Below are 20918 nucleotides of genomic sequence, written 5' to 3' on the forward strand. Positions count from 1 at the left end.
ATGCGATCTTGTTTGTCTGCGCGGCCCTCGGGCTGTGCATCGGGTGCCTGGTGCCGAACCGCTGGTTGCCTCCCCTGCCCAACGATAAATTCCTGCATTTCGCCGCCTATGCGCTGCTGACCGTGCTGGCGCTGCGTATCGCGCAGACCGGCGTGGAGGCGGCATGGTGGCTGGCCGGCCTGCTGGTCGGCGGCTGGCTGATCGAGTGCCTGCAGGCGCTGGTGCCGGACCGGCGCTTCTGCTGGCGCGATATTGGCGCCAATGCCGCCGGCATCGGCAGCGCCGCACTGGCCGTGTTCATGGCCGGGCATTTTTGACGAGACCGTACGAATCGATGAGTTCCAGCACCAAGCTTTCCACCCGCGCCGCCGCTGCGCCGCCTTCCGAGGCGGCTGCCGGGGCCACGCCCCAGCTCCAGGAACGCCAGATCCAGGTTCACCTGCGCAAGATTCCCCTGCTGTCGGACCTGAGCGACGAGGAAATCATCAAGGTCAAGGGAGAGATGCGCTACCGCCACTTCCCGAAGCGCGCGGTCGTGCTGCACAAGGGCGGCACCGGCGACGCCCTGCTGTTCCTGCTGTCGGGCCAGCTGCAGGTAATCGACGTCACCGAAGACGGGCGCGCGGTCGGCCTGCGCATGCTCGCGGCCGGCGACTTCTTCGGCGAGATCGCCCTGATCAACGCCTCGACCCGTTCGGCCTCGGTGGTCGCCACCACCGAGGTGCTGGTCGCCTTCTTGCCGGCCTCGACCGCCCTGCACCTGTTCTCGCACTCTCCCTCGGTGGCGCACAAGATGCTCGGCCACCTGGCGCAGAAGATCCAGCGCGATTCCGAGTTCCGCGCCCTGCTCAGCATTAACAATACGACGCGCCGCATCTACACCTATATCGCGCTGATGCAGCAGACCGAGGACAAGGATGGCCGGCGCGTGGTCGAGAACCTGCCGACCCACCAGGACATCGCCAATATGATCAATACCAGCCGCGAGACCGTCACCCGGGCCCTGCTGGTGCTGGCCCAGCAGGGGATCGTGCAGAAGGATGCACACCGGCTCATCATTCTCGATCCGGATGGGCTGCAGAGGTTGGCGCAGGGCGGTTGAGCGAGCGCTGGAGGATCGCCGTTCCTACACCCTTCTCGACAGAGACCATATATATATATTTCTCACCGGTCCCTGCAAAATTTATCCTTATTCCACAGCGAGCGCTACCACTCCCCCCAAAGCCCTATCAGAAATAATTTATACTGTCCCTCAATATAAATATTTTTCATTCACGGCCAACATTCGCGCTCAACCACCCCGATTGATGTAAATAAACAACGCTTCATATAAGAGCAAAGTTATTTTTTAAATATCTTTGCTTGCTCTATTGAATTTGTTTCCAGTGAGCATTAATATTAATGCTCACTAACAAATGAAAGGAAATATATGAAGCAAAAAATCACATCACCTCAAATCAAACAAGGAATTTTCCGCAGAATTCATAAAAACATTGAAGATAACTGGAAAATTGACAGATTCGCGTTCTGGCCAGCGGCAACAATTCTGATCGTCCTGACAGTGGCTTTTATGAGTGGCCGGATTGACGACACTCAGGACTTCACCGCGCAAGCCTGGGTGTTCGGCATGCTTGCTGCAAGCATAGGCATCACCGGCATGACGATCGGCTACAAGCTACCCGCCGCGCACCGACTGTGGCTGAGCGCGGACATCGTCTGGCTGTTCGCCCCGGTGTTGACATTGGGTGCCGTACTAGCCGGTGTGGAAAGCCAATCGACCGGCCACCGTCTGGAACGGGCGCAGCAACAAGTGATATGGGCACACAGGCAATTGCTCGCCACGGTCTACGACGCGACCGATAGCATGTGCCGGAACATGAATCGCATAGCGCCGGCTTGCACGCAGTGGACGGATTACCAGCGTTCGCTTGCAATGCCGGGCATGTCGATGAATGATATTGGAACGCTCGCCTCCCTGTTCAGTGACATCGAACAGGCAGAAAGGATGAGTGAATCCGGTCGAAGCATCGCGCGCGAGCAACTGAAATTATTCGAGGCATTAAAACAATATAACGACCTGAAAACAGAAACGTCGGACATCAGTTTCTTTCTTCCTTACGCGTATATCATCTTCATGTCTCTCGCATTGGGCTTTCGCGCGGCTGCCGGAGGCGCCCAGTTGGCGAACATTCATATTCAAAAAAATAAGAAAATCGGTAACGAATCATATTTTCACGCGGCACGCCAGAAACTGCGTCTCAAAAAGGTAGAAACACGCCGCATCAAAAGACGGCGACCGAGCCGTTTCATCTAACGGCGACGGCAAGCGTGGACAGCCTTGCCGTCCCGACTGACGAATCGTTCCCACGTTTCGAGACTGCGTCAGGGGACTATGGAGTGTGCGACTCAATGACAGGTCGTTACAATTGAACAATTTGTGTGCTGGACCGTGGGGTATAATCCCGCTCTTAACGCTCAGCACCGCTATGACGACAACCCTCCCGACCTCCTGCGAGGCGCATCCCCCTACGACCCCATGATTTTGCCCCTGATGCTGCGAGGCCTGTGGGCCTACCGCGGTTTCGTGCTGGGCAGCGTCAAACGCGAATTCCAGTCGAAATACGCCAATGCCATGCTGGGGGCCGCCTGGTCCCTGCTCAGTCCGCTCGCCATGATCCTGGTGTACACCGTGATCTTCGCGGAAGTCATGCGCGCCAAGCTGCCCGGCTCGGATTCCACCTTCGCCTACTCGATCTACCTGTGCGCCGGCATCCTGACCTGGGGCCTGTTCGCCGAGATCGTGTCTCGTGGGCAAACCATGTTCCTGGAGCAGTCGAACCTGCTCAAGAAGGTCAGTTTCCCGCGCATCTGCCTGCCGGTGATCGTGGTGCTCAATGCCCTGGTCAATTTCGGCATCATCTTCGGCCTGTTCACCGTATTCCTCATCGTCACCGGCAATTTTCCTGGCCTGGCCTTCGTGGCCCTGGTTCCGGTCCTGGTCCTGCAGGTGCTGCTGGCGCTGGGCATCGGCATGGTGGTCGGCATCCTCAATGTGTTCTTCCGCGACGTCGGCCAGTTCATGACGATCGCGCTCCAGTTCTGGTTCTGGTTCACCCCGATCGTCTATCCGGCCAGCATCCTGCCCGAGCACGTGCGGCCGCTGCTGGACTGGAATCCGATGGCGCCCGTGATCGGCGCCTGGCAGACCGTGCTGGTCAAGGGCCAGTTGCCCGACTGGTCGAGCCTGGGCTTCCCGCTGGTGCTGGCCCTGCTGCTGTGCGCGCTCGGCTTGCGCATGTTCCGCAAGCGCGCCGGCGAAATCGTGGATGAGCTGTAATGGGATCGATCGTCGCCACCGGCCTGGGCAAGGCCTATAAACAATACAAGAACCGCTGGGCGCGTCTCGCGGACTGGACCCTGCCGGGCCAGCGCCACGCGCTCAAGTGGGTGCTCGAAGACATCAGCTTCACCATCTCACCCGGCGAGGCGGTCGGCCTGATCGGCGTGAACGGCGCCGGCAAGAGCACCCTCCTCAAACTGATCACCGGCACCACCCAGCCGACGGTCGGCGCCGTCACCCTGCACGGCCGCGTGGCGGCCCTGCTCGAACTGGGCCTGGGCTTCCATCCCGATTTCACGGGCCGCCAGAACGCGCTGATGGCCGGCCAGATGATCGGCCTGGACGCCGCGCAGATCGAGGCGCTGATGCCCGAGATCCTGGCCTTCGCCGACATCGGCGACTATATCGACCAGCCGGTGCGGGTCTATTCGAGCGGCATGCAGGTGCGCCTCGCGTTCGCGGTCGCGACCTGCGTGCGGCCCGACATCCTGATCGTCGACGAGGCGCTGGCGGTGGGCGACGTGTTCTTCCAGCAGAAGTGCTTCGCCCGCATCGAAAGCTTCATCAAGGCCGGGACCACCCTGCTGTTCGTCTCGCACAGCGCCGGCACCGTGCTCAACATCTGCGACCGCTGCATCTTCTTGCGCGGCGGCCGGGTCGCCTTCGACGGCGCGCCGGCCGATGCCCTCGACCTGTACCAGGCCGAGCTGCTCGGCCGCGCTGACCAGGCCCCGGACGCGATCCGGATCCAGGGCGGACCGGTCGCCGCCGCGCCGGTGGCGCGCGAGCACCTGACGGTCCTGGGAGGCAAGACCGGCAGCATCACCACGCCCGGCGCCGATTGCGTCGGCGTGCGCCTGCTCGACCGCCACGGCGACGAGCGCGCCACCCTGGTGGCAGACGAAATCGTGACCCTGCAGGTCGACTACCTGCTGCACGAAGACGTGGCCGATCCCCATGTCGGCTTCAAGATCCGCAACCGTTTCGGCGCCACCCTGTTCGAAACCAATAGCTACTGCATGCGCCAGGCCTCCACCCCGGCCGCGCGCGGCGCGATCGTCTCGGCCAGCTTCGCCCTGAACCTGTCGCTGTTCCCGGACGAGTACACGCTCACTGTCGGCCTGGGCGCCGGCGGCCATGGCGAAGGCTCGTTCGAGAAAGTGCTGAACTACCTGCACGAGGTGCACAGCTTCGTGGTCGCACCCAACCCGGCCGCCATCACCTGGGGCGGCCTGGTCAACCTGCACCCGCAGCTGCACATCAGCATACGCTGACCAGATTGGAACCCATCATGTCCGACATCACCCCTATCCCCGAGCCCGACCACGCCGCCGTCGTACGCGGCCTGTACCGCGGTTTCCTGGGACGCGAACCCGATCCGGCCGGCCTGGCCTACTGGAGCGGCCGCCTGGCCGCAGGCGCCATCGCCGACGAACTGCTGGCGGCCCTGATGGGGTCCGACGAATACCGCCTGGGCCATGGCGCGCCGGGCGTCGCCGGCCTCGATGCGCTCAAGGCGCGCGTGGCCAGGGCCGCCGCGTCGCTGCTGGCGCGCCCGCTCACCGTGGTCGACATCGGCGCCCAGGAACTGGAAAACGAAGACCACATCTACGCCCCGCTGACCCGCCACGGCCTGCCCTACCGCATCGTCGGCTTCGAGCCGCAGCAGGACAAGATCGAGGCCAGCCGCCGCAACAACCCGGACAGCCGGGTCACGCTGTACCCGACCTTCATCGGGGACGGCGGCCGCCATACCTTCCACGCCAACAACGACGACGCGACTTCCTCGCTGCTGCCGTTCAACCGCACGCTCACCGCGCAGTTGCGCGACCTCGACCACCTGCACACGGTGCAAACCGAGGACGTCGCCACCAGCCGCCTCGACGACGTGCTCGCGGACGAAGGCGCGGTCGACTTCCTGAAGCTCGACATCCAGGGCTTCGAGCTGCCGACCCTGCGCCATGCGGGCGCCGTGCTGGCGCGCACCAGCGTCGTGCACTGCGAAGTGTCGTTCGCGCCGATCTACGAAGGGCAGGCCCTGTTCTCGGAGATCGAGACCCTGATGCGCGCGGCCGGCTTCTGGCTGCTCGACTTCTCGTCGCTGTGCCGCTACCCGAGCGTGGACAGCGCGGCGCGCACGCGCGACCGCCTGGGCTGGGGCGACGCCGTGTTCGTGCGCCATGGCGCCGACGCGCAAGGCCTGCTGGCCCAGGCGCTGGTGCTGCTGCTGGTGTACGACAAGCCGTCGGCCGCGCAGGCGCTGGCGCGCCAGGCCGATGCTGCCCTCGCAGCGCTGTTCGACGAGGGCGCGGCATGAACCAGTTCGTTTCGTATGCACAGAACGGCGAAGACGTGCTGTTGTGGCGCGCGCTCGGCCACGTCAGGCACGGCTTCTACATCGACGTCGGCGCCAACGACCCGGTCGAGCACTCGGTCACCAAGGCCTTCTACGAGCGCGGCTGGCGCGGCATCAGCATCGAGCCGCTGCCCTCCTTCCACCAGGCGTTCGAGGAACAGCGCCCGCACGACGTCAACCTGGCCATCGCGGCCGGCGCCGTCGACGGCGAACTGACCCTGTACGACGTGCCGGCCGTGCGCGGCTGGGCCTCGCCCGAACAGTCGGTGGCCGAGATGCACCGCGCCGAAGGCCATGAAGTGGCCGAACTCACGGTGCCGGTGCGCACCCTGGCCTCGATCTGCGAGGAACACGTGCGCGGCGAGATCCACTTCCTCAAGGTCGACGTCGAAGGCTTCGAGGGCGAAGTGCTGCGCGGGATGGACTTCGTGCGCTGGCGCCCATGGGTGCTGGTGATCGAGGCGACGCTGCCGAACAGCCGCGAGACCAACCACGAGAGCTGGGAACACCTGGTGACGGGCCAGCGCTACCGCTTCGCCTGGTTCGATGGCCTGAACCGCTACTACGTGGCCGAGGAACACGCCGAGCTGCTGGCCCACTTCGGCGTCCAGCCGAACGTGTTCGACGGCTTCATCTCCTGGCACCTGGACCACGCCTGGGCCGCCGAGCGCACGCTCGGCGCCGCGCTGCAGGCGGCCGGCGAGCGCCAGAAGGAACTCGGCGCGCAGGTCGAGCGCTTCCACGCCCAGGCCATGGAACTGCTGTGGCAGATGGATGGCGCCACCCAGCGCGCCGAGCACGCCGAAGGCCGCGCCGCCGTGCTGACCCAGGAACTGGAGCAGGTGCACGCCGACGCCGCCCGCCTGAGCGCCTGGGCCGAGGGCCTGCAAGGGCAGATCGCGGCGCTGGAAAACAGCACCTCGTGGAAGATCACGCGTCCGCTGCGCCGCGCCGGCGGCCTGGCGCGCAAGCTGCGCGAGCCGCACCTGCTGCAGCGCGTGGTCAAGCGCCTGACCCGGGTCGAACTGCTGCGCCGCCTCCTGATCCCGATCCTGCTGCGCTTCCCGGCCCTGGGCCGGCGCGTCGCTGTGACGCTGGTCGCCGTCAAGCAGGCGGTGCCCGATCCGCTGCCGGCGGACGTGGCCCACGTCCCCGACGAACTGCGGGGCTTGCCAGTCTCGGTGCGCACCGCGCTGGCCGACCTGCAGCGCGCCCGCACCACTCATACAAGCTCCTGACATGCGTATCGTTATCGATCTTCTCGCTTACACCGGCCGGGTTGACCCGGCGGCCCTGGAACTGTGCGCCGCGCTGGCGCGCGCGCGCGGCGCCGACGAGCGCTACCAGGGCGAACTGTGGGTGGCCGCGCCCCTGCACGACCAGGAAGCGCTGGAAACCCTGCGCCTCGAACCGCTGCTGGCGGCGCGCGTGCGCGCCTTCGACCTCGGATCGAACCCGCGCCTGGCCGCGCCGCTGCGCCGTCACGCGCTGGCCGGGCTGATGCCGGCCGCGGCGCTGGCCGTCGGCCCGCAAGGCGCCGCCGCCGGCGAAGCTGCGCCGTCTTCCGCGCCGTATCCGATCCTTACCCGCGCCCCGGCCGATGCGCAGAATCCGGCCGCGCTGCTGGACGCGCTCGAGACCAGCGCCGCCAACGGCGCGCGCCCGGTCCAGGCGCCGGCAAGCCGCCCGAAACTGGCCTACGTCTCGCCGCTGCCGCCGGTCCATTCCGGCATCGCCGACTACAGCGCCGAACTGGTGCCCGAGCTGGCGGCGTTCTATGACGTCGAGCTGGTGGTGGCCCAGGACAAGGTCGACGACCGCCGCCTGGACGGCATGCACCTGCGCGACCCCGACTGGCTGCGCGCCCACGCCCACGAATTCGAGCGCGTGGTCTACCACTTCGGCAATTCGCACGCCCACCAGCACATGTTCGAGCTGCTGCGCGACGTGCCCGGCACCGTGGTGCTGCACGACTTCTATTTCTCGGGCGTGCTCGACAACCTCGAGCGCGAAAAATACCTGCCCAAGGGCTTCCTGCGCGCGCTGTACGAATCGCACGGCTATACCGGCCTGCTGTCGCACCGCAAGGAAGGCCGCAATCCGTCGATCTGGACCTACCCGCTCAACAAGGCGGTGCTCGACCACGCCAACGGCGTGATCGTGCATTCCGATTTCTCGCGCACCCTGGCCGACCAATGGTATGGCCCCGGCGCCGCCGACGGCTGGCGCACGATCCCGCTGCTGCGCGGCCGTGCGGACGGCGCCGCCAGCGACGCCGAACGCGCCGCGGCGCGCGCCGCCGCGCGCAGCCGCCTCGGCCTGGACGACGAGGCCTTCGTGGTCTGCACCTTCGGCATGCTGGGCAGCACCAAGCTCAATGCCGAACTGCTGGACGCCTTCCTGGCGTCGCCGCTGGGCGCCGATCCGCACTGCCAGCTGGTGTTCGTCGGCGCCAACGATCCCGGCCCCTATGGCGAGCAGCTGGCGGAAAAAATCGCCGCCAGCGCCGCCGCTGGCCGCATCCGCATCACCGGCTTCGTCGACGCCGCGGCCTATGCCGACTGGCTGGCCGCCTGCGACGGCGCCGTGCAGCTGCGCAGCGCCACCCGCGGCGAGACCTCGGCCTCGGTACTCGACTGCCTGCTGTACGGCGTGCCGACGATCGTCAACGCCCACGGTTCGACCGCCCTGCTGCCGCACGACGTGCTGACCATGCTGGACGACGGCTTCGAGACCGCCGCGCTGGCCGCCGCCCTGGCCAGCCTGCGCCAGGATGGCGAACTGCGCGCCCGCCTGGCGCAGCGCGCGCTGGCGCACATGGCCGCGCACCACGCGCCGCAACAGGTCGGCCGCCTGTACCTCGATGCGATCGAAACCTTCGCGCGCGACGGCCGCGACGCCGTCTACCGCCGCGCGGTGAACGCCGCCGCGCCGCTGGCCGCCCAGGCCGAGCTGCCGGCGCTGGCCGCCGCGATCGCCTTCAACCGCGCGCCGACGCCGCAGCGCCAGCTGCTGGTCGACGTCTCGGCCATGGTGCAGTCCGACCTCAAGACCGGCATCCAGCGCGTGGTGCGCAGCATCCTGCTGTCGCTGTTCGCCGCGCCGCCGGCGGGCTTCCGGATCGAGCCGGTGTATTCGGTCGGCGCGAATCAACCGTATTGCTATGCGCGCGGCTTCGGCATGAAGCAGGTGGGCGAATTCGAGCTGGCGCTGGAAGATGCGCCGTGCGAGGTCCGTCCCGGCGACGTGTTCTTCGGCCTCGACCTGTTCACCAACGGCACTTCGCAGAACGAGCAGCGCCTGCTCGAGATGCGCGCGCGCGGCGTGGAAATCTATTTCGTCGTCTACGACGTGCTGCCGATCCTGCGGCCCGAGGTATTCCCGTTCGGGACCGAGCAGTATTTCGGCGACTTCCTGCGCACCGTGCACAAGGTGGCCGACGGCGTGCTGTGCATCTCGCGCGCGGTGGCCGACGAACTGGCCGGCTGGATAGAACGCGAGAAAATGACGCGCCGCAGCCCGCTCAAGCTGGCCCACTTCCACCTGGGCGCCGACATCGACGCCAGCGCCCCAAGCTTCGGCCTGCCGCCGGAGGCCGACCAGGTGCTGGCCGCGCTCGGCCAGCGCCCCAGCTTCCTGATGGTCGGCACGGTCGAACCGCGCAAGGGCCATGCCCAGGCGCTGGCCGCCTTCGAGCTGCTGTGGGAGAGCGGGGTCGACGTCAACCTGGTGGTGGTCGGCAAGCAGGGCTGGATGGTCGAGAAGGTATGCGAACGCATGGCCGCCCATCCCGAAAAGGCCAAGCGCCTGTTCTGGCTGGCCGGCATCTCGGACGAGATGTTGATCAAGCTCTACGCGAACTCCTCGGCCCTGCTGGCGCCGTCCGAAGGCGAAGGTTTCGGCCTGCCGCTGATCGAGGCCGCCCAGCACGGCATCCCGATCCTGGCGCGCAGCCTGCCGGTGTTCCGCGAGGTGGCCGGCGAGCACGCCGCCTACTTCGAAGGCCTGGCGCCGCAAGACCTGGCCGACGCCGTCAACGGCTGGCTGGCGCAGCAGCGCGCCGGCACGGCGCCGCCGTCGACCGGCATGCCATGGCTGACCTGGGACGGCAGCGCCCAGCAGGCGCTGGACGCGCTGGTGCGCCAGCGCTGGTACAAGACCCTGCCCGGATCGGCATCGCCACTCGTCAATACGCGATAATAATAAGATTCCATGAACGTCAACGTCACCCAAGCCATGAACGTGATCGACCAACCGGCCGGCGCAGCCTCCACAGGCGCCGCATCCGCCCCCGCATCCGCACGGATCGCGGTGGTGATCCCCAGCTACCGCGTCACCCGCCACATCATCGGCGTCATCGCCGGCATCGGCCCCGAAGTCTCGCGCGTCTACGTGGTCGACGACCGCTGCCCGGACGGCAGCGGCGAATTCGTGCGCGCCAACTGCCAGGACCCCCGCGTGACCGTGCTCGAGCACGCCGAGAACCAGGGCGTGGGCGGCGCCGTCATGACCGGCTACCGCGCCGCCATCGCCGACGGCGCCAGCGTGATCGTCAAGATCGACGGCGACGGCCAGATGGACGCCTCCCTGATTCCGGTCTTCGTGGCGCCGATCCTGGCCGGCGAAGCCGACTACACCAAGGGCAACCGCTTCTTCAATCTCGAGCGCCTGAGCGCGATGCCGCCGGTGCGCCTGTTCGGCAACGCCATGCTGTCGTTCATGACCAAGCTGTCCTCGGGCTACTGGCACCTGTTCGATCCGACCAACGGCTATACCGCGATCCACGCCGACGCCGCGCGCTACCTCCCCTTCGACAAGATCAGCAAGCGCTACTTCTTCGAGAGCGACATGCTGTTCCGCCTGAACACCCTGGGCGCGGTGGCGGTCGACGTGCCGATGGACGCGGTGTACGGCGACGAAGTGAGCAACCTGAAGGTCTCGCAAGTGATCACCGAGTTCGCCGCCAAGAACGTGCGCAACTTCTTCAAGCGCCTGTTCTACAACTACTACCTGCGCAACCTGTCGGTGGCCTCGCTCGAGCTGCCGATCGGCGTGGCGCTCACCACCTTCGGCCTGGTCTACGGCGTCGTGCACTGGATCGCCTCGGCCCAGAGCGATGTCGAGACCCCGGCCGGCACCGTGATGATGGCCGCGCTGCCGGTGATCATGGGCGTGCAGCTGATCCTGGCCTTCCTGAACTACGACATCGCATCGGTGCCGAGCCGGCCGCTGCACAAGAAGACGCTGTTCCGGCGCCGCCGCGATGATTGACGCCGCACGCCTGCGCCAGTTCGGCGTATTCGTCGCCGGCGGCCTGCTGTGCGCCGGCATCGACGTCGGCCTGATGCAGCTGCTGGTCATGAAAGGATTCCACCACACGGCCGCCGCCAGCGCCGGCTTCGTGGCGGGCCTCTTGGTCAACTACGCCTTCCACAGCCGGGTCACATTCGACCAGGCGGCGTCGAAAAGCAGCTTTGCCCGCTATATGTGCGTGGTGGGCCTGAACTATGGTTTGACCATCGCCTGCGTCGCAGTGGCGGTGGCCCTCGTCGACAACCCGCTGGCCGGGAAGATCCTGTCGCTGCCGCTGGTGGCGGTGAACGGATACCTGCTCAGCCGCTACTGGATCTTCAAGTGATGCGCATCGCTCCCGTTCAGCACGACCAGGCCACCCTGGCGCAATACGGCGCGCTGTTCGCCGCCTGCTTCCCCGGCGCCGACAAGTTCACGCCCGACTACCTCACCTGGCTGTACGCCGCCAATCCGGACGGCCCCGCGGTCGGCATGGACGCCTGGGACGGCGAGCGCCTGGCGGCCCATTACGTCTGCATTCCGCAGCGCGCCTGGGTCGAGGGCCGCGAGGTGCTGGTGCTGCTGTCGCTGAATACCGCCACCCACCCCGACTACCAGGGCAAGGGCCTGTTCACCAAACTGGCCGCGGCCACCTTCGAGGCCGGCGCCGCCGCCGGTTTCGACGGCGTGTACGGCGTGGCCAACGCCAACAGCACCCCGGGCTTCGTGCGCAAGCTGGGCTTCCAGCTGGTGCGTCCGCTCGAGGCGCGGGTCGGCCTGGGCACGCTGTCGCACGGCCCCAGGGCGCCGGCCGCGCAGCTGTCGTTCGAGCGCAGCTGGAGTCCCGAGGCCCTGGCCTGGCGCTGCGCCAATCCGCACAATCCGGTGCACCGCCGCGCGCATGGTGGGCGCCAGCAGTTCTACGCCGCCGCCTTCGGCCTGCGCCTGCCGGCCTATGCCGAGCTGGATGGACCGCTGCAAGCCGCGCCGCACAACGGCGCGCCGGTGCTGTCGCCGCTGCGCCTGCTGATCGGCCTGGCCCCGGACGCCAACGCCAGCTGGTGGAACTACGCCAGCATCCCGCAGCGCCTGCGTCCGTCGCCGCTGAACCTGATCTACCGTTCGTTCGTCCCGCGCGTGGCCGCGCTCGATCCTTCCCGTATCCAGTTCAGCTTCCTCGACTTCGATGCCTATTGAACCGGTCGCCCTGTTCCTGTTCGCGCACCAGGACGACGAGTTCGGGGTGTTCGAACGCATCGCCACCCTGCGCCGGCAAGGCGTGCGGGTGGCGTGCGCCTATCTCACCGACGGCCAGACCGCCAAGAGCAGCGCCGCGCAGCGCAACGCCGAATCGCTGGCCGTGCTCGCGCAGCTGGGCGTGGCCCCGGGCGACGTGTCCTTCGCCGGCCAGCAGCTGGGCATCGGCGACGCGCGCCTGCCGCTGCACATGGAAGCGGCGGGACGCTGGATCGGCGAATGGATCGACGGCTTCTGCCCGATCGAGGCGATCCACGTGACGGCCTGGGAAGGCGGCCACCACGACCACGACGCGCTGCATGCGCTGGCCGTTACCCTGGCCGAGGAACGCGGCCTGCTGGCGCGCACCTGGCAATTCTCGCTGTACCAGGCCGAGGGCCTGGGCGGCCCGCTGTTCCGGGTGCTGGCGCCGCTGGCGGCCAACGGCCCGGTCGAGGCGACCCCGATCTCCTGGGCCGCGCGGCGCCACTACCTGCGCCTGTGCCTGTCCTATCCCTCGCAGCGCACGACCTGGATCGGCCTGTTCCCCTTCGTGCTGCTGCACTACCTGCTGCGCGGTGAGCAGGCGCTGCAGAAAGTCGACCCGGCCCGCCTGGACGAGCGTCCGCACGCGGGTCCGCTGTACTACGAAAAACGCCAATTCTTCAGCTGGGAACGGATGCGCGCGGCGGTTGCCGGCTGGCGCGCCGCGCCATCGCCATGAGCGCCAACAAGTCCACCAGGGCGTCCGCGCCGCCTGCCCCCGCCACGTCGCTGCGCGCCTGGCTGGCGCTGGCCGCCGGCCTGGGCGCCGTGTTCGCCTGGCTGATGATGCGCAACCTCGGCCTGAATCCGGTCATCTTCGCCGACGAGCTGTACTACAGCCAGATGTCGCGCCTGCAGCCGCTGGGCGAAGCGCTGGTGCCGTCCTACCTCTACCTGTGGATGTTCAGCGCCAGCAATGCCTGCGGCGCCGGCTTCCTCGACTGCGTCCGCATCGGCAACGCCCTGCTGTTCGTCGGCGCCGGGCCCTTCATCTACCTGATCGCGCGCCGCTTCACGGCGCCGATCGCGGCGATCGCCGTCACCCTGCTGTCGCTGCTGGCCCCGTTCAACCTGTACACCGCCTTCTTCATGCCCGAAGCGAGCTATTACTTCGGCTTCATCGTGCTGAGCTGGCTGCTGCTGACGCGCACGGCCTGGCATCCGGCCGCGCTGGCGCTGGCGGCCGGCGTCGTGCTCGGCATGATGAGCCTGGTAAAAGTCCACGCGCTGTTCCTGCTGCCGGGCCTGTGCCTGTTCCAGGTCGGCGCGGCCTGGCTGCGCGCGCCCGAAGGCCGCTGGCTGCGCACCGGCCTGATGGCCGCCCTGGTGCTCACCGGCGCCACGCTGGCGGTCAGGCTGGGCCTGGGCTACCTGCTCGCGGGCGATGCCGCGCTCGGCCTGTTCGGCAAGTTCTACGCCACCGCGGCCGCATCCGGTTCGGGCAGCAGTCCCCTGGCCCTGGCGGCGCCGGCCTTCATCAACGGCCGCGGCCACCTGATGGCGCTGGCCATCCTGATGCCGCTGCCGATGGCCGTCCTGCTGCTGGCGCTGCTCAGCGGCGCGGCGCGGCGCGCCACCGGCGCCGATTTCAACCGCCTGGCGCTGTACAGCATCCTGGCGCTGGGCTCGGCCGCCGGCCTGACCGTCGCCTACACGGCGTCGATTGCCGGCGTCGGGCCGCAAGAGGTGCTGCGCCTGCACCTGCGCTACTACAGCTTCACCTTCCCGCTGCTGCTCGTGGTGGCCGCGGCCGTGGCCCGCCACGGCCGCCACGCGCCGCGCATGCGCCTGCTGGCGGCCGCCATGGTCGGCGCCGCCGTGGTGGCGGCGGTGGCGCTGCTGCCTCGTTACGCGATCAATCCGATCGACGGTCCCGAGATCGCGGCGCTCGACCTGCGCGCCTGGGGCGGCTGGGCCGTCGCCGCGCTGGCCTGCGTCGTGCTGGCCCTGTGGGCGCTCGGGCAGCGCATGGCGGCGCCACTGTTCCTGTTCGCCGCGCTGCCGCTCACGCTGGCGCTGGGCGGCGCCGTCACCTCGAATTACCTGGCCCAGGTGGTCAACGACTGGGGCGCCGACCGCGCCGGCAAGGCCGCGCGCGACCACGTGCCGCCGCATGAACGCCACCTGGTCACGGTGGCCGGCGACAGCGTGGTGGACATCATGCGCGCCCAGTTCCACGTCGACGCCCGCGACATCGGCATGCTCGAGCTGCCGGCCGGGGCGCCGATCGAACGCTACCAGCTGCCGGTGCGCCAGCCGTGGCTGCTGGTGGTGGGCCGCCATGCCCTGCCGGAAGGGCTGCGGCCGGTCGTGCAGGCCCACGACCATGCGCTGGTGCGCCTGGCGCCGGACACGCGCCTCTTGGCCACGGCCGCGCTGAGTGCAGACTATGGCGGCGCCAGCCTCCTGGCTGCGGCCGACGGGATGTCGGTGGCCGAGCCCTGGGGCCGCTGGTCTGACGGAGAACGCGTGGTGCTGCACTTCTCGCGCCTGCTGCCGCCCCAGCTCGACGTGGTCCTGAAGGCGCGCGCCTACGCCGCCAACACCGGCCTGCCGTTCACCATGCGCGTGGGCCAGGAATCGCACCCGTTCCGCATCGCCGGCAGCTTCCAGGAAATCCACCTGCGCTTCGCCACGGATGGCCTGCAGCGCAGCCTGGAAATCGTGGTCCCGCGCCCGACCGCGCCGCGCACGCTCGGCGAATGGCCGGACGACCGCGAACTCGGCATCGCCATCGCCGAGATCGCCATCGGGACCCATGCACCGGATACCGCAACACCCTGACAACAACAACACCAAACGTCCACACCACCACCATGAACCTTTCCACGTTCGACCGACACCGCAAGGCCTGGAGCGTCTTGTTCGGCCTGGCCCTGGCCGCCATGACGGCCTACCTGGCCATGCGCAACCATGGCCTGAACCCGACCGTCTTCGCCGACGAATGGTATTACAGCAAGATGGCGCGGCTGCTGCCGCTGTCCGAAGCCCTGGTGCCGTCCTACCTCTACCTGTGGCTGTTCGGCGCCAGCGACGCCTGCGGCGCCGGCTTCCTCGACTGCGTGCGCGCCGCCAACCTGGCGTTCTACCTGGCGGCGGCGCCCTTCCTGTATCTGATCGCGCGCCGCTACATCGGGCCGGCCTGGGCTGCGGTCGTCGCCGTGCTGTCGCTGGGCGCGCCGCTGAACATCTACACCGCCTACTTCATGCCCGAGGCCACGTATTACTTCGGTTTCTGCGTGCTGAGCTGGATCATGCTGGCGCGCGCCGACTGGTCCTTGCTGGCGCGGGCCCTGGCCGGCGGGCTGGTGCTCGGCACAATGAGCCTGGTCAAGGTGCACGCCCTGTTCCTGCTGCCGGCCCTGTGCCTGTTCGTGCTGTACGCCGGCTGGCACGCCGGCGGCGCCTGGCTGGCGCGCGGCCTGCTGGCGGCCGCGGTGGCGGCAGCGGGCACGCTGGCCGTCAAGTTCGGGCTCGGCTATGTGCTGGCCGGCGACGCCGGCCTGAGCGTGTTCGGCCCGTTTTACCAGGGTGCGGTCAGATCCGAAGGCGCCAGCGCGCGCCTGGCGTTGCTGGCGCCCGCCTTCGTCAACGGCCGCGGCCACCTGATGGCGCTCGCCATGCTGCTCGGCTTGCCGCTGGCGGTGATCCTGCACGGCCTGTGCGCCGGCCTGGGCCGGCGCGACGCCGGCAACGAAGGCGCCAGAGCGCTGCACGTCTATGCAATCCTAATGCTGGCTTCGGCAGCCGGCGTGACGGTGCTGTACACCGCGACCCTGGCGCACCCGGGCAGCAACGAAGGCTTCAGACTGCACCTGCGCTACTACGATTTCGTGTTCCCGCTGGTGTGGATCGCCGGCGCCGCCACCCTGCAGGACGCGCGCGCGCGCCTGCCGCGCCTGCGCTGGATCATCGCTGCCCTGGTCGCGGCGCTGCTGGTGCTGGCCTGGTTCAAGCTGCCCGAATACTCGGTCTTCACCGTGGACGGCCCGGATGTCTCGCTGGTCACCCTGCCGGCGCCGTATGGCCGCCTGGCGCTCGGCTTCCTGCTGGCGCTGCAGCTGGCGCTGCTCGCGCTGTGGGCCGTCCCGCGCGCCGGCGCAGCCCGCCTGACCCCGGGCCGCGTGTTCCTGTTCACCGCACTGCCCCTCTCGATGCTGGCGGCCCAGTTCCAGATCTGGACCTGGACCCAGGCGCACCGCCCCGACGGCCATGGCGACCGCGCGGCAAAGGCCGTGCTGCAACACGTACCACCGGCCGAGCGCGGCAAGGTCATGATCGTCGGTAACGAAATGACGCAGGTGATGCGGGTCCAGTTCCACCTGGACCATCCCGATACGGTCGGGGTGGAGATGCGCGACAATGCGCCGCTGCTGGAATACCAGCTGCCGGTGGACCAGAAATGGCTGCTGGTGATGGACAAGCGGGACATCCCCGGCTCGCCCCACGTAGTGCACCAGGCCGACGACTTCACCCTGCTGCGCATGCCCGAGCCGCCGCCGGCCTTCGCCCACGTCAAGCTGTCCGAACAACCGGACCCGGGCTTCATCAGCGCCATCGAGGGCCTGTCGGGCCCCGAAGCCTGGGGCCGCTGGTCGGACGCCAAGCAGGTGGTATTCCATTTCGCCAAGCCGCTGCCGCGCAGTTTCGGCCTGGTGTTTCAGGGGCGCGCCCATGCCGACAACGCCAACTTGCCATTCACGATCGAGATCGGCGGCGTGCGCAAGCAGTTCCGCCTGGGCTGGCATCCCGCGCCGATCAACCTGCAGTTCGATACGGACGGCACAGCGCGCAGCATGACCATCGTGGTGCCGAAACCGATGCCGGCCAGCGCCACCCCGAACGGTGATCCGCGTCTGATCGGGATCGGGATCGATTGGCTGACCTTCACCATCCCGCAAGGTTCGCCCCCCTCGGTCGCCAGCCAACAGCCATGACGGTCGGCGCGCCGCCGCTCCGGGAGGGAAACAACGCTGGCGGCAAAGCCAGCGCGTGGCGCGCCGCCTTCTTCCTGGCCCTGGCGGCCGTCGCGCTGTACGTCTACCTGCGCAACCACGGCCTGTATCCAGCCGTTTTCGCCGACGAGTGGTCTTACAGCAGGATGTCGCGCCTGGCGCCGCTGGCCGAGGCGATGGTGCCGTCCTATCTGTATCTTTGGCTGTTTAGCGCGAGCAATGCTTGCGGCGCCGGTTTCCTCGAATGCGTGCGCGTGGGCAATCTCGCGTTCTACCTTGCCGCACTCCCCTTCGTCCACGGCCTGGCCCGGCGCCACACCAGCCAGGGCTACGCCCGGCTGCTCACGGTGCTGGTCGCCGCCGCGCCCTTGAACGCCTACACGATGTATTTCATGCCCGAAGCCACCTACTGGTTCGGTTTCTCTGTGCTCAGCTGGATCATGCTGACCCGAGACAACTGGTCCACGCTGGCCACTGCGCTGGCCGGCGGCCTCGTGCTTGGCCTGATGAGTCTGGTCAAGGTGCATGCCCTGTTCCTGCTCCCCGCGCTATGCCTCTACCTGGTGTATGCCGGCTGGCAGGTGGACGGCGCCTGGACGCGCGGCGTGACGGCCGCCCTGGCTGCGTCGGCGCTGGCGATTGCGGTCAAGCTCGCCCTGGGCTGGATGCTGGCCGGAGAAGCTGGACTCGGCCTGCTTGGCTCCTTTTACCAGGACAATGTCAGTTCGGGCAGCACCACCCTGCGCCTGGACCTCGTCGAACCGATCCTGGTCAGCGCCTTGGGGCACCTGATGGCGCTGGCCGTGATGTTCGGCGTGCCGCTGGCGATCCTGCTGCATGGCATGTCCACCGGGGCGTTGCGCCGCCAGGCGCCGGCCGGGCGGCTGCATGCCTACACACTGCTGATGCTGGGCGCGGCGGCCGGCATGGCCGTGTTCTACACCGCCACCCTGGCCGACCGCGGCCCGGCCGAAGGTATGCGCCTGCACCTGCGCTACTATGATTTCGTGTTCCCGCTGCTGTGGCTGGTGGCAGCGGCCTCCATCGGCGCGGCGCCGGCCGCGACGGGACCTGCGCGCCGCTGGCGCTGGGCGCTCGCGGCATTGATGGCGCTGCTGGTGCTGCTCGCCTTCGCCCGGCTGCCGGACTATATCACCCGGGTCGTGGACGGCCCCGAGATCGCGGCGATCAATATGCGTTCGACCTCGGGCCACGTGTCGGCGGTGCTGCAGCTGGCGCTGCTGGCAGCCTGGGCCGGCGGACGCGCGCAGGCCGCCCGCCTGTTCGTGCTGGTCCTGCTGCCGGTCCTCGTGCTGGTCGGCCAGGACCGGATCGCCAGTTCCGCTTCTTTCCACCGGAACAGCCAGCTGGGCGACCGCGCCGGCGCCCTGGTACTGGAATCGGTGCCGGCGGCCGAACGCGGCCAGCTGGTGGTTGCCGGCGCCGACCCGGGCGTCATCCTGCGCGTCCTGTTCCATATCGACCGCGCCGACACTGCGCCGCTGTTCCTGGCGCCGGACCAGGCGGTACCGAGGCAAGGCATCGCCCCCGCCACGCGCTGGCTGCTGGTGATCGGAAACCACGCCGCGCCCTTCGCCCAGGCGGTGCGCCAGACCGATGAATTCACCCTGCTGCGCCTGGGCGCAGACAGCCCTCCGCCTGCGCCTGCCGGCCTGCACTAAGAGCCTGTCCCGGCAGCGCGTCTTTGTGCGCTCACGAACGGAAACGCAGCGTTCGCTCCGGCTAAAGTGAAGCCGAAGGGCTGGCATGCCGCCGCCCGCACCGCCCAGGACACGCCATGGTACTCGGACCGCCAAAGGACGATTCATTCAAGAAAGCGCTGGACGTGCAGGGCGGCGGCCAGAGCCGCGGCGTGCCGGCGAATGCCGAGGTCGAAGGCAATGCCGTCCACCCGATGGGTCCGCCCAAGGACAATCCCGGCGTCCATCACTGGCAATCCGGCTATATCGAGCACGGCGGCCTGGACGAGCGCGGCAACATCTTCTTCGCCGCGGTCGAGATGACCCGCATGCCGATGCTGATCACCGATCCGCGCCAGGACGACAACCCGATCGTGTTCGCCAACGGCGCCTTCACCGACCTGACCGGCTACCGCGAAGACGAGCTCCTGGGCCGCAACTGTCGCTTGCTGCAGGGGCCCGACACCGACCGCGCCACCGTGGCCGAGCTGCGCCGCGCGGTCGACGAAGAACGTGCGGTGGCGGTCGACATCCTGAACTACAAGGCCGACGGCACGCCGTTCTGGAACGCCCTGTTCTTCGGCCCCATCTTCGACCAGGATGGCAAGCTGTTGCACTTCTTCGCCTCGCAGATGGACATCACCGAGCGCCGCAACAACCAGGAATCCTGGCTGCAGGCGCAGAAGATGGAAGCCATCGGCCAGCTCTCGGCCGGCATGGCCCACGATTTCAACAATCTGCTGCAAGTCATCAACGGCAACCTCGAAGTCGCCCTGCTCGGCGCCGGGCCCCAGCACAAGGCGGCCGAGCCGATCCGGCGCGCCCAGCGCGCGACCATGCAGGCCGGCAAGCTGACCCAGCAGCTACTGACCTTCGCGCGCAAGCAGCGCCTGGAACCGAAGCGCCTGAGCCTGAACAGCCTGGTGGTCGAGTTTTCCGACATGCTGGTGCGCACCCTGGGCGACAAGATCGACCTGCGGCTCGACCTCAAGCCCGGCTTGCCGGCCAGCACGATCGACCCGACCTATCTCGAGATGGCGCTCCTGAACGTGGTGCTCAATGCGCGCGACGCGATGCCGCGTGGAGGCGCGGTCACCGTCGGCACCGCCGTGCTGGGCGAGGAGCGCCGCCGCCTGCTGGGCCTCTCCCCCGGCGACTATGTCTGCATCTGCGTGAACGACGAGGGCGAAGGCATGACGCCCGAGGTCAGGCGCCGCGCCACCGAACCGTTCTTCACCACCAAGGGGCCGGGCACCGGCCTGGGCCTGGCGATGGTGCATGGTTTCGTCCAGCAATCGCACGGCAAGCTCGACATCGAGAGCGAGCCGGGCCGGGGCACCATGGTGCGCATGGTGTTCCGGGTCGCCGAGCAGGCCGCCAGCGATGACGACTCGCAGGCCGAACGGCGCGGCGGCACGCCCGCCGAACCGCAACAGCGGCGCTGCCGCATCCTGGTGGTCGAAGACAACGACGACGTGCGCGAGCTGGCCCAGAGCATGCTGGAAATGGCCGGGTACGATGTGCTGTCGGCTCCCAGCGGCGAGCGCGCGCTGGGCCTGCTGGAAAGCGGCGAGCAGGCCGACCTGCTGTTCACCGACGTGATCATGCCGGGCGGGATGAACGGGCTGGAACTGATTGAGCGCGTGCACGCCAAACGTCCAGGCCTGCCGGTGCTGGTCACCACCGGCTATATGGACGAACTGCCCGACCGCGGCAAGCCCAGCGGCACGCTCGACGTGCTGTCCAAGCCCTACCAGCACCAGGACTTGCTGGACCGGGTCGGAGCGGCGCTCAAGCGGGCTGCCTGAATCGCTGACTGCATCGCTGACTGCATCGCCGGCTGCATCGCTGATCTCGATCGGGGCCGACGCCAGGGCGCCAGCCAGGGCGGCGCCGAGGAGCGCGCTCACGGCGACCAGCGCCATCTTGCGGGATGTGTTCATCGTCGTCTCTCCTTTGACCCGGACTATCCGCCAGTCCGCCTTTCCGGATAC

The 20918-nt window shown here is 68.0% G+C and carries 16 protein-coding genes; all 16 read left to right on the forward strand.

Annotation, left to right across the window (positions count from 1 at the left end):
* The first annotated feature begins 8 nt into the window (after nucleotides 1-8).
* A complete protein-coding gene (locus SOM28_RS04240) occupies nucleotides 9-317 on the forward strand; it encodes a VanZ family protein (protein WP_229414867.1) in 309 nt (102 codons plus the stop codon).
* Between the two features lie 17 nt (nucleotides 318-334).
* Nucleotides 335-1102: a Crp/Fnr family transcriptional regulator gene (locus SOM28_RS04245; RefSeq protein WP_123068627.1), complete on the forward strand. Its 768-nt coding sequence runs from the start codon at nucleotides 335-337 to the stop codon at nucleotides 1100-1102.
* 327 nt (nucleotides 1103-1429) lie between these two features.
* Nucleotides 1430-2314 (forward strand): hypothetical protein, encoded by an 885-nt coding sequence (locus SOM28_RS04250; protein WP_320467334.1) that lies wholly within the window; start codon nucleotides 1430-1432, stop codon nucleotides 2312-2314.
* A 222-nt stretch (nucleotides 2315-2536) separates the two neighbouring features.
* Nucleotides 2537-3337, forward strand: a complete 801-nt coding sequence (locus SOM28_RS04255) for an ABC transporter permease (RefSeq protein ID WP_320467335.1) — start codon at nucleotides 2537-2539, stop codon at nucleotides 3335-3337.
* Nucleotides 3337-4614, forward strand: a complete 1278-nt coding sequence (locus SOM28_RS04260; protein ID WP_320467336.1) for an ABC transporter ATP-binding protein — start codon at nucleotides 3337-3339, stop codon at nucleotides 4612-4614. Before SOM28_RS04255 ends, SOM28_RS04260 begins: the two co-directional genes overlap by 1 nt.
* Nucleotides 4615-4631: 17 nt before the next feature.
* A complete protein-coding gene (locus SOM28_RS04265) occupies nucleotides 4632-5657 on the forward strand; it encodes an FkbM family methyltransferase (RefSeq protein ID WP_320467337.1) in 1026 nt (341 codons plus the stop codon).
* Entirely contained in the window at nucleotides 5654-6934 is a 1281-nt protein-coding gene (locus SOM28_RS04270) for an FkbM family methyltransferase (RefSeq protein WP_320467338.1), read from the forward strand. Before SOM28_RS04265 ends, SOM28_RS04270 begins: the two co-directional genes overlap by 4 nt.
* Nucleotide 6935: 1 nt before the next feature.
* Nucleotides 6936-9896: a glycosyltransferase gene (locus SOM28_RS04275; RefSeq protein WP_320467339.1), complete on the forward strand. Its 2961-nt coding sequence runs from the start codon at nucleotides 6936-6938 to the stop codon at nucleotides 9894-9896.
* Between the two features lie 12 nt (nucleotides 9897-9908).
* Nucleotides 9909-10967, forward strand: coding sequence for a glycosyltransferase family 2 protein (locus SOM28_RS04280; RefSeq protein WP_370663537.1), 1059 nt, complete (start codon nucleotides 9909-9911; stop codon nucleotides 10965-10967).
* Nucleotides 10960-11334: a GtrA family protein gene (locus SOM28_RS04285; protein WP_123069658.1), complete on the forward strand. Its 375-nt coding sequence runs from the start codon at nucleotides 10960-10962 to the stop codon at nucleotides 11332-11334. The genes SOM28_RS04280 and SOM28_RS04285 overlap by 8 nt, the downstream gene beginning before the upstream one ends.
* Nucleotides 11334-12185 (forward strand): GNAT family N-acetyltransferase, encoded by an 852-nt coding sequence (locus SOM28_RS04290; protein ID WP_320467340.1) that lies wholly within the window; start codon nucleotides 11334-11336, stop codon nucleotides 12183-12185. Before SOM28_RS04285 ends, SOM28_RS04290 begins: the two co-directional genes overlap by 1 nt.
* Nucleotides 12175-12948, forward strand: a complete 774-nt coding sequence (locus SOM28_RS04295; protein ID WP_320467341.1) for a PIG-L deacetylase family protein — start codon at nucleotides 12175-12177, stop codon at nucleotides 12946-12948. The genes SOM28_RS04290 and SOM28_RS04295 overlap by 11 nt, the downstream gene beginning before the upstream one ends.
* A complete protein-coding gene (locus tag SOM28_RS04300; protein ID WP_320467342.1) occupies nucleotides 12945-15053 on the forward strand; it encodes a DUF7024 domain-containing protein in 2109 nt (702 codons plus the stop codon). The genes SOM28_RS04295 and SOM28_RS04300 overlap by 4 nt, the downstream gene beginning before the upstream one ends.
* A gap of 32 nt (nucleotides 15054-15085) precedes the next feature.
* The gene (locus tag SOM28_RS04305; RefSeq protein WP_320467343.1) at nucleotides 15086-17206 is read left to right on the forward strand and encodes a DUF7024 domain-containing protein; all 2121 of its coding nucleotides are present in this window, start codon (nucleotides 15086-15088) and stop codon (nucleotides 17204-17206) included.
* Nucleotides 17203-18906, forward strand: a complete 1704-nt coding sequence (locus tag SOM28_RS04310) for a glycosyltransferase family protein (RefSeq protein ID WP_320467344.1) — start codon at nucleotides 17203-17205, stop codon at nucleotides 18904-18906. Before SOM28_RS04305 ends, SOM28_RS04310 begins: the two co-directional genes overlap by 4 nt.
* A 116-nt stretch (nucleotides 18907-19022) precedes the next feature.
* Nucleotides 19023-20732: a response regulator gene (locus SOM28_RS04315; RefSeq protein ID WP_320467345.1), complete on the forward strand. Its 1710-nt coding sequence runs from the start codon at nucleotides 19023-19025 to the stop codon at nucleotides 20730-20732.
* The last annotated feature ends 186 nt before the right edge of the window (nucleotides 20733-20918 follow it).

The sequence above is a fragment of the Massilia sp. CFBP9026 genome (assembly GCF_034045165.1).
Classification (GTDB): Bacteria; Pseudomonadota; Gammaproteobacteria; order Burkholderiales; family Burkholderiaceae_D; genus Telluria; species Telluria arenae.